General features: G+C 64.8%; 13 protein-coding genes. 7 read left to right on the forward strand and 6 right to left on the reverse strand.

Annotation, left to right across the window (positions count from 1 at the left end):
* Positions 1-1,160: 4-hydroxybenzoate 3-monooxygenase (gene pobA / locus IC50_RS02980; RefSeq protein WP_035700213.1), on the reverse strand; the 1,160-nt coding region annotated here is incomplete at its 3' end.
* 50 nt (positions 1,161-1,210) lie between these two features.
* Here pobA and IC50_RS02985 point away from each other — a divergent pair.
* Positions 1,211-2,116, forward strand: a complete 906-nt coding sequence (locus tag IC50_RS02985; protein ID WP_035700216.1) for a helix-turn-helix domain-containing protein — start codon at positions 1,211-1,213, stop codon at positions 2,114-2,116.
* A 33-nt stretch (positions 2,117-2,149) separates the two neighbouring features.
* Here the strand turns inward: IC50_RS02985 and IC50_RS02990 are convergent, their stop codons facing one another.
* Positions 2,150-2,539, reverse strand: coding sequence for an SPW repeat protein (locus IC50_RS02990; RefSeq protein ID WP_050990867.1), 390 nt, complete (start codon positions 2,537-2,539; stop codon positions 2,150-2,152).
* A 220-nt stretch (positions 2,540-2,759) separates the two neighbouring features.
* On the opposite strand from IC50_RS02990, the gene IC50_RS41020 reads away from it, so the two are divergent.
* Both IC50_RS41020 and IC50_RS02995 read left to right on the forward strand, forming a co-directional pair.
* Positions 2,760-2,930 (forward strand): hypothetical protein, encoded by a 171-nt coding sequence (locus IC50_RS41020; RefSeq protein WP_157460809.1) that lies wholly within the window; start codon positions 2,760-2,762, stop codon positions 2,928-2,930.
* Positions 2,930-3,541: a LabA-like NYN domain-containing protein gene (locus IC50_RS02995; protein WP_035700219.1), complete on the forward strand. Its 612-nt coding sequence runs from the start codon at positions 2,930-2,932 to the stop codon at positions 3,539-3,541. The genes IC50_RS41020 and IC50_RS02995 overlap by 1 nt, the downstream gene beginning before the upstream one ends.
* 25 nt (positions 3,542-3,566) lie before the next feature.
* On the opposite strand, the gene pcaG is transcribed toward IC50_RS02995, so the two are convergent.
* Positions 3,567-4,193, reverse strand: coding sequence for a protocatechuate 3,4-dioxygenase subunit alpha (gene pcaG, locus IC50_RS03000; RefSeq protein WP_035700222.1), 627 nt, complete (start codon positions 4,191-4,193; stop codon positions 3,567-3,569).
* Between the two features lie 3 nt (positions 4,194-4,196).
* A complete protein-coding gene (gene pcaH / locus IC50_RS03005; RefSeq protein ID WP_035700226.1) occupies positions 4,197-4,985 on the reverse strand; it encodes a protocatechuate 3,4-dioxygenase subunit beta in 789 nt (262 codons plus the stop codon).
* Positions 4,986-5,081: 96 nt separating this feature from the next.
* Between pcaH and IC50_RS03010 the strand changes: the two genes are divergently transcribed.
* The 3 genes from IC50_RS03010 to IC50_RS03020 all read left to right on the forward strand — a co-directional run bounded on the left by IC50_RS03010 (position 5,082) and on the right by IC50_RS03020 (position 8,946).
* Positions 5,082-6,008, forward strand: a complete 927-nt coding sequence (locus tag IC50_RS03010; RefSeq protein WP_035700229.1) for a LysR family transcriptional regulator — start codon at positions 5,082-5,084, stop codon at positions 6,006-6,008.
* An 80-nt stretch (positions 6,009-6,088) separates the two neighbouring features.
* Positions 6,089-7,393, forward strand: a complete 1,305-nt coding sequence (gene pncB / locus IC50_RS03015) for a nicotinate phosphoribosyltransferase (RefSeq protein ID WP_035700231.1) — start codon at positions 6,089-6,091, stop codon at positions 7,391-7,393.
* 245 nt (positions 7,394-7,638) lie between these two features.
* A complete protein-coding gene (locus tag IC50_RS03020; RefSeq protein ID WP_035700234.1) occupies positions 7,639-8,946 on the forward strand; it encodes a GGDEF domain-containing protein in 1,308 nt (435 codons plus the stop codon).
* A gap of 136 nt (positions 8,947-9,082) precedes the next feature.
* Here the strand turns inward: IC50_RS03020 and tcuB are convergent, their stop codons facing one another.
* Together tcuB and tcuA are read right to left on the reverse strand one after the other, a co-directional pair.
* Positions 9,083-10,183 carry a tricarballylate utilization 4Fe-4S protein TcuB gene (gene tcuB, locus IC50_RS03025; RefSeq protein ID WP_035700235.1) on the reverse strand — a complete coding sequence of 367 codons (1,101 nt, stop codon included), beginning with the start codon at positions 10,181-10,183 and terminating at the stop codon, positions 9,083-9,085.
* On the reverse strand, positions 10,170-11,561 hold the full coding sequence (gene tcuA / locus IC50_RS03030; RefSeq protein ID WP_035700237.1) for an FAD-dependent tricarballylate dehydrogenase TcuA: 1,392 nt from the start codon (positions 11,559-11,561) through the stop codon (positions 10,170-10,172). Before tcuA ends, tcuB begins: the two co-directional genes overlap by 14 nt.
* Positions 11,562-11,712: 151 nt before the next feature.
* On the opposite strand from tcuA, the gene IC50_RS03035 reads away from it, so the two are divergent.
* Complete coding sequence (locus tag IC50_RS03035) at positions 11,713-12,396, forward strand: GntR family transcriptional regulator (RefSeq protein ID WP_035700239.1); 684 nt, start codon at positions 11,713-11,715, stop codon at positions 12,394-12,396.
* The last annotated feature ends 3 nt before the right edge of the window (positions 12,397-12,399 follow it).

Genomic DNA, 12,399 nt, shown 5'->3' on the forward strand with positions numbered 1-12,399 from the left:
CCCACGTAATTCTCCGCGAGCAGGCGCTGCGCCGTCTCGGACGAGAGCAGATAGTCCAGCTCCGTCTGCTGGAGCCGATCCTCATACTCGATCCGGTCGGGGAAGCGATGCAGCAGCATCGTCATCCACCAGGAGAAGCGTTGTGCCTTCCAGATCCGCGCGAGCGCCTTGGCGGAATAGCCTTTGAGACCGGAATCGTCGCCGCTCCGATAGTGCGCGAGCATCGCGTGGTAGAGATAGTAGATGTCGGAAGCGGCGCTGTTCAGTCCGCGCGCGCCGGTCGGCGGCACGATGTGAGCTGCATCTCCGGCGAGGAACAGCCGGCCATAGCTCATCGGCTCGGCGACGAAGCTTCGCAACGGCGCGATGCTTTTCTCGATCGAAGGTCCCGTGATCAGGTGGCCGGCGACCTCCGCCGGAAGGCGGCGCTTCAGCTCGGCCCAGAACGCATCGTCGCTCCAGTCCTCCACCTTGTCGGTCAACGGCACCTGGATGTAGTAGCGGCTCAGCACCTGCGAGCGCAGGGAGCAGAGCGCAAAGCCGCGCTCGTGCCTCACGTAGATCAGCTCAGGCGACACCGGTTTCGTGCGCGACAGTACCCCCAGCCAGCCGAACGGATAGACCTTCTCATATTCGCGCAGCACGTCCTGCGGGATCGATTTGCGGCTGACACCGTGAAAACCGTCGGCGCCGACGATGTAGTCGCAATCGACGCGGATCGTCTCGCCGTTCGAGCGATAGGTCACGTGGGGATGGTCCGACGTCAAATCATGTGGCGTCACGTCCTCCGCGTTGTGCACGACCTTGCCGCCGAGCCGGTCGCGCGCCTCATAGAGGTCGCGCGTCAGCTCGGTCTGGCCATAGACCAGCACCGAATTGCCGCCGGAATGCTTGTGCAGGTCGATCTTGGAGAGCACGCCGCCATGGGCGATCTCGAACCCGCGGTGGATCTCTCCCTCGCGGTCCATCCGCTCGCCGCACTGGGCCTCGCGCATCAGCTTCGCAAAGCCGTGCTCGAGCACGCCGGCGCGGATGCGGGCGAGCACGTGATCGCGGCTGTATTTCTCCAGCACGATGGTGTCGATGCCCTTCAGGTGCAGAAGCTGGGACAGCAACAGCCCGGACGGCCCGCCGCCGATGATACAGACCTGAACTTTCATTTTTGCGTCCTCCCGTCGGCACTTTTTTGCAGGTCCAACGCCGCAAACCGATGGAGGGTTTTGCCTTTGTCTTGTACTATTCGAACATGCGAAGCACAGCCCCCGCCCCGGCGATCCGGGTCTACAATCTGTTCGGCGAGTCCGGCGACCTGCCCGACGTCGTGCATTGCGAGACGATTGCGTCCCGCTCGGTGCTGCATGACTGGACCCTGGCGGTGCACCGCCATGCCCGGCTGCACCAGGTCCTGCTGATCGAGCGCGGCGGCGGCGAGGCAACGCTCGATGGACGCATGGTGCCCTTGAGGCCGATGCAGATCGTCAACGTGCCTGTGGGCCATGTCCATGGCTTCCGCTTCGTGCCGGATACCCAAGGCTGGGTGCTGACCATCGCGGCGGAGATTCTGGACGAGACGCTGCTCGCCGCCGAGGGCCTGCGCGGTGCGCTGTCGCGATCGGCCGTGGTGCGCGGCACGCCGCAGATCCGCGCCACGATGAAGCAGATCTTCGCCGAACACGCCGCTCGCGATTTCGGCCGTGCTCATGTACTCCGCGCCTTGTCGTCGGCCATGGTCGGGCTCGTGGCCCGCGCGCTCACCGGCGAGAGCGGCGGCAGCGGCACGGCGGAAAGCGGACTATTCCGCCGCTTCGAGGCGCTGCTCGAACAGCACCATCTGGAGCGCTGGAGCGTTGCGGACTACGCAGGCGCGCTATCGATCACGCCGACCCATCTCAACCGGATCACGCGGGCAGCGACCGGCGACACCGCTTCGCACCTGATCCTCAACCGGCTGGTCCGCGAGGCACGGCGCAACCTCGTCTACACCAACCTGCCGGTCTCGACGATCGCCTATGCGCTGGGCTTCGAGGACCCCGCCTATTTCAGCCGCGTCTATGCCGCCGCCACGGGATTGTCGCCGCGCGCGTTTCGCGCGCAGCTCCATGGTGACGAAGGCTGAGGCTCCGGATGCCGAACCGCCAAGCGTCGCATTCTACTCGCGCGCGCTTTCCTGCCTGGCATGGATCGGCCCTTCCTCGGGATGCCTCCTTTCATAGTGAAGGAACAGATCGAGCAGCGCCAGAAGCACGATGACGACACCGAAACCGATGCCGAAGTGCATCGCGCGTGTGTGCGCAAAGCCAAGCAACCAGGGCGACACGATGAGCCAGATGCCCATCAAAACGTTGAGCCACTCCTCCCAATCTCGATAGGCAATGATGGCAGCCAGCGACAGGATGCCGATGATCGCGCTCGTTACCCAGAGATCGATCTTGCCCTGGCTGACCGTCATCTTGAACAGCCATGGGGATATGAAGAGGACAGCGGCGAGAAATAGATTGTAGACGTCAGGGACAGTTTCGCGCTCTTGCAACCTGCTCATGACACACCTCTCCACGGGCTATGTCGGAGGAAGCATTTGCAAGCGCTTTGGTTCCCGATCAACGCGCTTCGTATGCTAGACCTTGGTCGCAAGCTGTAGTGCGAGCCGGTCTCCTCGATCCGGCGTCTTCGCGGCACTTACCTTCGTATAGGGCGTCCAATCCTTTGGATAAGGGCCCCTTACCTCCGTACAATAGATCGGCGAATGCGCGCGCCTTAGCGTGTCTGCATTCGGCGCCCTGGCGCTGGTGGCATGGAACCTCCCTGACCTCGGCGCAAGGCGGCCACTTCTGTCCGGTCGTCTGCGCCGCTTTTTCAGCCAGCCCGTCGGCGCCTTCAGTATTTTCGGCCGGATCGTCGGCTTTCGTGTCGAACTGGGGATTTGTGCATAATGTCTTCGTTTGGGAAGATCGCACTCTTTATCGATGGTTCCAATCTCTATGCCACCTCCAAGGCGCTCGGCTTCGACATCGATTACAGGCGGTTGCTCAGCCAGTTTCAAAGCCGGGGTGCGCTGCTGCGCGCCTTTTACTACACGACCGTCATCGAGGATCAGGAGTTTTCGTCAATCCGCCCGCTGATCGATTGGCTCGACTATAACGGATACACCGTCGTCACCAAGCTCACCAAGGAGTTCGTCGACGCCAGCACCGGCCGCCGCAAGGTGAGGGGCAGCATGGATGTCGACCTCGCCGTGAGTGCGATGGAACTCGCCGAACACGTCGATCAGATCGTGTTGTTTTCGGGCGATGGGAATTTTCGATCGCTGGTGGAATCCCTGCAACGCCGCGGTGTCCGCGTGACGGTCGTCTCCACACTCTCCACTCAGCCGCCCATGATCGCCGACGACCTGCGCCGGCAGGCGGACGTCTTCATCGATTTGGCTGAACTGAAGCCAAGAGTGGGGCGCGATCCGGTCGACCGGCCGGCATCGCGCGAGGTGCGGCAGCCACCGCAATTCCTCGCGCGCGGAACGATCAAACGCGACGATCGGGTCGAGTGACCCCTGCGGGACGACCGCCGGATCTTCACACGTCGAAGAATACCGTCTCCTCCGGCCCCTGCAAATTGATCGTGAAGGAATACACGACCTTGCCGGCACGCTCGCTGCGCTTCGCGATCAGCGTCGAGCGACGGGTCGGCTGCTCGATCAGGTTGAGCACGGGGTCGGCGGCATTGGCCGCCTCCTCGTCCGAGAAGTAGAGCCGCGTGTTGAGGCCGATATTGATGCCGCGCGCGACGACCCAGACGTTGATGTGCGGCGCGCATTTGCGGCCCGCCTTGTCGGTGATCGCGCCCGGCTTGATGGTCTCGAAGGTGACGAGGCCGCTATCGAAGTCGGAACCGGCCCGGCCCCAGCCGCGAAACTCCGGCTCCAGCGCGCCTGCCGAGCGATCGGCCGGATGGTTGTAGCGACCGCTCGCATTGGCCTGCCAGATCTCCAGCAGCACGTCGCGCAGCGGCGTGCCGGTGCCGTCGAGCACCTTGCCTTCCAGCGTGATGCGTTCACCTGCGGTGTTCGGCGTCACCAGCACGTTGGAGAAGTTCTTCTCGAAGATGTCGAAGCCGGCCATCGCCGGGATCAAGCCGATATGGACGTAGGGCCCGGCCGTCTGCGAGGCGGTTTCCTTGAGATAGTTGAGCGGCTGCGGCATGGCTCAGTTCCCCTCGGTACGATTTTCGAAATAGGTGGAGCGCTGGCCGCGCAGGACGATGTCGAAGCGGTAGGCGAGCGAATCGAACGGCGTGGAGGCGTTGAGGTCGAGCGGCGCCACGAGGCGGTCGAGCGCGTCCTTGTCCGGGATCGTCGTCAGGATCGGGCAGACCGGGATCAAGGGATCGCCCTCGAAATACATCTGCGTGATCAGCCGCTGCGCGAAGCCCGAGCCGAACACCGAGAAGTGGATGTGGGCCGGGCGCCAGCTGTTGACGTAGTTGCGCCAGGGATAAGGCCCCGGCTTCACGGTGCGGAAATAGTAGTAACCGGTCTCGTCGGTCAGCGCGCGGCCGCAGCCACCGAAATTCGGGTCGATCGGCGCCAGATACGTGTCCTTCTTGTGCCGGTAGCGGCCGCCGGCATTGGCCTGCCAGAACTCGACGAGCGTGTTCGGAACGCCCCGGCCGGTCTCGTCCAGCACGCGGCCGTGGACGATGATGCGCTCGCCGACGGGATCGCCGTCCTTGGCGTAGTTGCGGATCAGGTCGTTGTCGAGCGGGCCGAGATCATTGTGCCCGAACACCGGCCCCGTGATCTCCGAGACCGAGTTCTCCAGCGACAACAGCGCCTGGCGCGGCGAGCGCAGCACCGAGGATTTGTACCCCGGCGCATGCGCCGGCGGATGGATGGAGCGGTCGCGCTGGAAGAAGCCGCCGTCGCCGAGCGGCGGCGTGAAGGGCTCGGGACGATTGAGGCGGGGATCCCGCAAGGCTGGCGCCTGGACATTCATTGGCGTTGTCTCTCCCTGTGGGCGCCCGGGTCCGGGCGCCCGGCTTGTCGGGAGATCATGGGACGGTCTATTCTCAAGATAAATAGATCGATTATAATGAATTCCATGAAGGAAATCGATCATTTAGCGCTCGACGGCCACGCGCTCGAACTGTTCCTCGCCGTGCTGGAGGAGGGATCGGTCACCGCTGCGGCAACGCGGATCGGCCTGACGCAATCGGCGGTCAGCCACGGACTGAACAAGCTGCGGCGGATCGCCGGCGATCCCCTGTTCGCCAAATCCGGCCGCGGCATCGTCGCCACGGCGCACGCCCAGGCCCTCGCGACGAAGGCGCGCGCGCTGATCGACGAGATGCGCAGCTTTGCCGGCGGCGTCACCTTCGCGCCGGCGCAGGCCCAGCTCTCGCTGACGGTGGCCGCCAATGACTTCCAGCGCGACCTGCTGCTGCCGCGTTTCTTCAACCATGTTGCGGAGCAGGTGAAGAGCCTGAACCTGCGCGTGATCCCCTCACAGTCGCCTTCGCCCGCGATGCTGCGCGAAAACCGCTGCGATCTCCTGATCACGCCGCTACCGCCATCCGGCGTCGACATCGTGCAGAAGCGGCTGCTGAGGGATCACTACGTCTGCTACTACGACGCAAAGGCGCGTGCTGCGCCGGCCAGCCGCAACGCCTATCTCGCGGCGCGTCACATCACCGTGGTCTACACCGACAACGAGCGGCTGGACTTCGACCGGCGGCTCGCGGCAAACGGGCTTCACCGCGACATCGCGATCTCCGTGCCGAGCTTCTCCGGCGTGCCATCCTTCCTGCGCGGCTCGCAGATGCTTGCGAGCATGCCGAGCCTGCTCGCATCCGGTGTGATGCGCGATTTCGCGCATGCGCGAATTCCATTGGCCTCCCGCACGCGAACGCTGGCCGAGCTGCCGATGTTCATGGTCTGGCACCAGCGCTATCAGAAGGACCCTGCCCATCGCTGGATCAGGACTGAGCTCGAGACCGTTGCGGCGACGGCCGCCGCCTGAACGACGGGCCCGCCGCCGCAAGAACCCGATTCCCGCCAGACCCACTGGTTGCGCAGGGGGAGGCACGCTAAAATCCCGCCATGACAGTGACCGACATTGCGAGCCGGACCTACAATCACAGCTGGCGGCTGGATCCCATCATCCGCAGCCTGCTGGATACCGACTTCTACAAGCTATTGATGTTGCAGATGATTCGGGAGGATTACCCGAGTCAGCAGGTGACCTTCTCGGTCATCAACCGCTCGCGCCATGTGCGGCTCGCCGAGATCATCGACGAGGGCGAGCTGCGCGCCCAGCTCGACCATGCCCGCACCATCCGCTTCAGCAAGAAAGAGCTGATCTGGCTGGCCGGCAACACCTTCTACGGCAAGACCCATATGTTCTCGGCGGACTTCATCCGCTGGCTGGCGGAATTCCGCCTGCCCGAATACGAGCTGCGCAAGGTCGAGGGCCAGTACGAGCTGCATTTCCACGGCCCCTGGACCCACACGACCATGTGGGAGATTCCGGCGCTTGCGATCCTCAATGAGCTGCGTTCGCGTGCAGCAATGAAGGGCCGCGGCCGCTTCGAGCTCGACGTGCTCTACGCCCGCGCCAAGGCCAAGCTGTGGACCAAGGTCGAACGGCTGCGGAAGCTCGAGAACCTGCGGCTCTCCGACTTCGGCACCCGCCGCCGTCACGGGTTCCTCTGGCAGCGCTGGTGCGTCGAGGCGGTGAAGGAAGGCCTGGGCTCATCCTTCATCGGCACATCCAACGTGCTGCTCGCAATGGACAACGATCTCGAAGCCATCGGCACCAACGCGCATGAGCTGCCGATGGTCGCAGCCGCGCTCGCCAGGGACGACGAGGAATTGCGCTGGGCGCCTTACCGCATTCTCGACCAATGGCGCCAGACCTATGGCGGCAACCTCCTGATCGCGCTGCCCGACGCCTTCGGCACCAAGGCCTTCCTGCGCGATGCGCCGGAATGGGTCGCCGACTGGACCGGCTTCCGCCCCGACAGCGCGCCGCCGATCCAGGCCGGCGAGGAGATCGTCGCCTGGTGGCAGAAGAAGGGCCGCAACCCCAAGGACAAGCTGCTCGTCTTTTCCGACGCGATGGACGTCGGCTCGATCGAGGAGACCTATCATCACTTCGCCGGTCGCGTGCGGCTCTCCTTCGGCTGGGGCACCAACCTCACCAACGACTTCGTCGGCTGCACGCCGGACGGCTCGTTCAGCCTCGATCCGATCTCGCTGGTCTGCAAGGTCTCGTCGGTCGACGGCCATCCGGCCGTCAAGCTCTCCGACAATCCGGAGAAGGCGACCGGCCTTCCCTCGGAGATCGAGCGGTACCTGCGCGTGTTCGGCGACGCCGGTCGCGTGCGCCAGCCGGTGCTGGTATAGCACCGGACCAAGCTCCCTCGATCAGGTAGATCGCGCAGGACGGAATGCACGGCATTGGTTCGGCGATACCGCGCCGGTCCCGGTTCGCCGGTATTTGAAGCGATTTGCGGGCGGCTACTTCACGACGGCTTCACCCTGTGACGGAGTCCCTTGCGCCTTTCAGGTCGAGTTAAGCAACCATCCCGTCTACTTTGCGTTGCAGGCGCAACGCTCGGTTGGGATCGTCGATCGACTTGGGGAATAGAGTGCTTCGCAGAACAGCGACGTCGGCGGAGGGGCGCAACCTCCTTCACGTCATCAAGCTCGTCTCGCCTTTCGTGATGGTCGTCGTGCTCCAGGCGGCGATCGCGGGATTCAGTCTCGAGGTGATGTCCTCGGTCCGCGCCTATGTCGCGGGCGAAGCACTTTGGTCGCGCTCGCAGAAGAATGCCGTCTATTTCCTCAATCTCTATCTGCATTCGGGTGAGACCAGCCAGTTCGCGCAATACCAGGCCTCGCTCGCCGTTCCCATCGGGGACGAGTTCGCGCGCTGGGCGCTCGAGCGCGATCCGGTCGACGTCGAGGCCGCCCGCATCGGCTTCCTGCAAGGCGGCAACCATCCCGATGACGTACCGGGTCTGATCTGGCTGTTTCGCTACTTCAGCCGCGTCAGCTTCCTTCAGAACGCGATCCGCGAGTGGGCTGCCACCGACCCCATGCTGCTGGAGCTCAGCATCTTTGGCGAGGTCATCCGGTCCGCGCTGGAGAACGGCCCCATTCAGGACGACGATCGCCTGCGATTCCTGTCGTCACGGCTCTCGGAGCTCAATGCCCAGTTCACGGTGCACGCCAACCGGTTCTCCACCGTTCTCGGCGAAGGCTCCCGCGCGATCAAGGTGACGCTGACTTGCATCAACATCGTCACCGCCGCGACGCTGATCCTGCTTCTGATCTGGCATACGCGGCGGCTGGTGCTGCAACGGCAGGCGTTCGAAGACGCCTTGCATGCCGAGAAGGAGCGCCTGGCCTGGCAGGCATCGCACGACTGGCTGACCGGCCTGTCAAACCGTCGCGCCTTCGAGGCGCGCCTGCAAAGCGAGCTCGACAATGCGGCGGCGGGTGCGCTCGGCCTCATCCTGCTCGACCTCGACCAGTTCAAGAGTGTCAACGATAGCTGCGGCCACCTTGCCGGCGACCGCCTGCTCTGCCAGGTCTCGCGCCTCCTGCAACAGGGCCGGCATGCGCATGATCTGGTGGCCCGGCTTGGCGGTGACGAATTCGGTCTGATCCTGCCGCGATGCTCGCCCTTCGATGCCGTCGATATTGCCGAGCGTCTGCGCAGATCGCTCGAGCTGTTCAATTTCGCCTGGGACGATCGCTGCTTTGCGGTCACCGCCAGCATCGGCGTGGCCTGCATCGCCGACCGCAACACCACGCTCGAGGATGCGATGCGGCGCGCCGATGCCGCCTGCTATCGCGCCAAGGAAAAGGGACGCAACCGTGTTCAGGTCGAGAGCGGAAGACCCGGCGTCGTCGCCGTCGCAGCCCGGCCGCGCGAGGCTGCGCGCGCCTGACGCGGCTCGCCACCGTCACCGCGGGGGCAAGAATCCCGAGCCCTCTGAGATGCACGTCGAGGAACCGTTGGTCACAAAGGCAGACCGTCGCCTACCTTCGCGACGGTCTATTTCGATTTCAACCGAGACAAGGAAATCACGCCGCCGTCCGCCGCTCCTGCGCGTAGCGCACCAGCGCGGTGAAGCGATAGATGCCGTGCACGAACTTGCCGTAGGGCATGGTGATGAACAACGCGAACACGGCGCCGAGATGCAGCGCGAGCAGCGGCCCCATCGCGCCAGTCTCGCGCAGGACCAGCAGCAGCATCCCGCTGAGGCCAGTAAGGAACAGCATGGCGATGAACCCTACATCCATGCCGTAACGACTCTCGTCAAGCAATGCCGGATCGCGTCGCATCCTGGCCGAGAACAGGCCGATCGGCCCGACGATCAGGCCGATGCCGCCGAGCGTGCCCAGCACCACCGGCACGTCCCACCACGGATATGGCGCCTCGCGGCCGAGCAGATAGTGATACAGCGTCGCCACCGACGTCGCGGCAAAGCAGAGCAGGAAGCCGTAGAAGGTCAGGTGGTGATAGCGCTTGCGCCGGTCGGTGGGCTTGTCGTCCTCGTTGTAGCAACCGACGCCGCCGCCATGGAGATAGCGCAACTCGCCGGCGTCGCGGATCGCCTGGAAGATCGAGCCGCCGTCCGCGCGGCCGCCAATGGGCGCGCCGATGTCGCGCCAGAAGGCGCGCACGCTCATAGCGAGGGCGAAGATCGCGTAAAGGAATGCAGCGCCGAAGAGCCAGACCATCGCGCTATGCGGCATCAGCCTGTAGAACGCGCCGGGTCCGGTCTGCACGCCGAGCAGCACGCCGCGGTCGTTGAGCGCAACGAAGCCGAGAATGAAGGCGGCCATGCTGAGCGCGGCGATGATGCTGATGACGAGCCCGTTGCGCGCAAACGCGCCGGACAGCGCCTGCGGCCAGGCATAGGCCGCATAGGATTCCGCGCGCGCGACCGCCAGCGTCTTGGGGACGTTGACGTTGAACTCGTGCGGCGGCGAGAACTGGCAGTCGACGTAGCAGGCGCCGCAGGCATGGCAGAGATTGGCGAGATAGTTGAGGTCGCCGTCGGAGAAGGCGCGGCGCATCTCCATGGCGGGAAACACCGCGCACAGACCCTCGCAGTAGCGGCAGGAATTGCAGACCGTCATCAGACGGTCGGCCTCGTCGAGAATCCTAGTTCCGTGCATGTCTTGCCGCTTCCCGTCCCGCGATCCGCCCGAACACGCTGCCGATGGTCATGCCCATTCCGGCGGCATAGCCCTTGCCGAGGACGTTGCCGGCCATGATCTCGCCGGCCGCGAACATGTTGCCCGACGGCTTGCCGTCAGCCATCAGCATCCGCGCCTCCTTGTTCACGCGCGTGCCGAGATAGGTGAAGGTGATGCCGGGCCGCACCGGATAGGCAAGAAAAGGCGATGTCTCGATCCGACGCGCCCAATGCGTCTTCGGCGGCGCGATGCCTTCGGTACGGCAGTCGTCGAGGATGGTGTGGTCGAACGTGCCGGGCCGCACCGCGGCATTGAACTCGGTGACGGTCTTCTCCAGCGCGGCCGGTTCGAGATCGAGCTTGCCGGCGAGCTCGGCCACCGTTTGCCCGGCAATGGGCGGAAACAGCGTCGGCATGAAGCTGGTGACGACGGTGGAATCGAAGATGATGTAGGCGATCTGGTCGGGCTGCGCCGCGACCAGCCGGCCCCAGATCGCGTAGCGCTTCGGCCAGATGTCCTCGCCCTCGTCGTAGAAGCGCTGCGCGTGCTTGTTGACGACGATGCCGAACACGACCGAGTCGTGCCGCGTGATGATGCCGCCGTCGAACTTCGGCGCGCGGGCGTCGATCGCGACCGCATGGCACTGGGTGGGATCGCCGACCTCCTGCACGCCCTTGTCGAGCAGCATCTTCAGGATCGAGCCACGATTATAGGGCGTGCCGCGGATCAGGAAGTTGTCGGCGGCTTCGCCCCAATATTGCTTCAGCCATTCGATGTTGGCCTCGAAGCCGCCGGCCGCTGCGACCAGCGAGGTGGCGCGGATCTCGGTCTCACCCTTCACCGGCCGCTTCAGGCGCGCGGCAAGGAACATGCCGTCCTCGATCACGAGATCGGTGACCTCGGCATCGTATTCGACCTCGACGCCGAGCCGCTCGGCGGTGAGATAGAGCGCATTGAGCATCGCGCGGCCCCCGCCGAGAAAGAAGGAGTTGGTGCGGCCGAGGCTCAGCGTGCCGCCGAGCGAAGGCTGCCAGCGCACGCCCTGCTCCACGATCCAGTGCAGGATGTCCCTGGACTCGCGGATCATGTGACGGGCCAGCACTTCGTCAGTCTGCCCGCCGGTGACACGCAGCAGGTCCTCCCAGAATTCCTCCTCGGTGTAGGGACCGGTGAGGATTTCGGTCGCAGCGTCATGGGCGCAGCGCATATTGCGGGTGTGGCGGGTGTTGCCGCCGCGATAGAATTTCGGCGCGCCTTCGAGCACGAGCACCGAGGCGCCGCCGCGCCGGGCGCTGATCGCCGCGCACAGCGCCGCATTGCCGCCGCCGATCACCAGCACGTCGTATTTGCTGCCCATACCGTCTGCCCGATGGCACTCAAGAGTAGAGACATTCCGTTCGTCGGCGGCATGCTCGACCACGTCCGCCATTGCGCACGTTTGTATACAAAGATATACATAAGACGTGCAAGCGGCGTCTCTGCATGGGCAGGATGCGCATCGAGGGATCATGGCCAGACGCGCGGCAAAGACAGGCGGATCGGTTTCGCGCGGCGCCGGCGTGGCGCTGGGCGAAGCCGTGTTCCGCTCGCTGTGCGAGGCCCTCCAGGCCGGCAGCTACCGCGCCGGCGACCGCCTGCGCGAGGAGGAAGTGGCGCAGCGGCTGAAGGTCAGCCGCACACCGGTGCGCGAAGCTCTGGGGCGCCTTGCCGCGCGCGGCTTCGTCGAGCCCGCTGGCGGGCGCGGCCTGATCGTGCGCAATCTCGACATTTCCGAGGTGCTCGAGCTCTACGCCATGCGTGAGATCATGGAAGGCGCCGCCGCGCGCCTCGCCTCCGAGCACGCCTCAACGACGGAGATCGACGCGCTCCGGGATATCGAGCAGGCTTTTGTCGAGGCGTCGGAGATCGATGCAGGCGAGATGGCGAGGCTCAATCGCGCCTTCCACGAGGCCATCTGCCGCGCCGCGCGCAATCGCTATCTCGACAATGCCTCCTGCGAATTGCAGGACTGGATCGCCCTGCTCGGCCCGACCACCTTCACGGTGACCGGACGCCCTTCAACCAGCCATGGCGAGCATCAGGCGATCATCGACGCCATCGCCGCGCGCGACGGCGACAAGGCCGAACAGCTGGCGCGCGCGCATATCCGGGAAGCGCTGCGCTGCCGGCTGAAATTGTTGCAGAAGCAATAGACG

The sequence above is a fragment of the Bradyrhizobium genomosp. I (2014) genome (genome assembly GCF_000261685.1).
GTDB lineage: Bacteria > Pseudomonadota > Alphaproteobacteria > Rhizobiales > Xanthobacteraceae > Bradyrhizobium.

Coding starts and splice junctions, on each gene's coding strand:
- IC50_RS02985 (WP_035700216.1), top strand. CDS start 1,211: ATGGAGGGTTTTGCCTTTGTCTTGTACTATTCGAACATGCGAAGCACA.
- IC50_RS03010 (WP_035700229.1), top strand. CDS start 5,082: ATGAATTCCATGAAGGAAATCGATCATTTAGCGCTCGACGGCCACGCG.
- IC50_RS02990 (WP_050990867.1), bottom strand. CDS start 2,539: ATGAGCAGGTTGCAAGAGCGCGAAACTGTCCCTGACGTCTACAATCTA.
- IC50_RS02995 (WP_035700219.1), top strand. CDS start 2,930: ATGTCTTCGTTTGGGAAGATCGCACTCTTTATCGATGGTTCCAATCTC.
- tcuA (WP_035700237.1), bottom strand. CDS start 11,561: ATGGGCAGCAAATACGACGTGCTGGTGATCGGCGGCGGCAATGCGGCG.
- IC50_RS03035 (WP_035700239.1), top strand. CDS start 11,713: ATGGCCAGACGCGCGGCAAAGACAGGCGGATCGGTTTCGCGCGGCGCC.
- pcaH (WP_035700226.1), bottom strand. CDS start 4,985: ATGAATGTCCAGGCGCCAGCCTTGCGGGATCCCCGCCTCAATCGTCCC.
- tcuB (WP_035700235.1), bottom strand. CDS start 10,183: ATGCACGGAACTAGGATTCTCGACGAGGCCGACCGTCTGATGACGGTC.
- pcaG (WP_035700222.1), bottom strand. CDS start 4,193: ATGCCGCAGCCGCTCAACTATCTCAAGGAAACCGCCTCGCAGACGGCC.
- pncB (WP_035700231.1), top strand. CDS start 6,089: ATGACAGTGACCGACATTGCGAGCCGGACCTACAATCACAGCTGGCGG.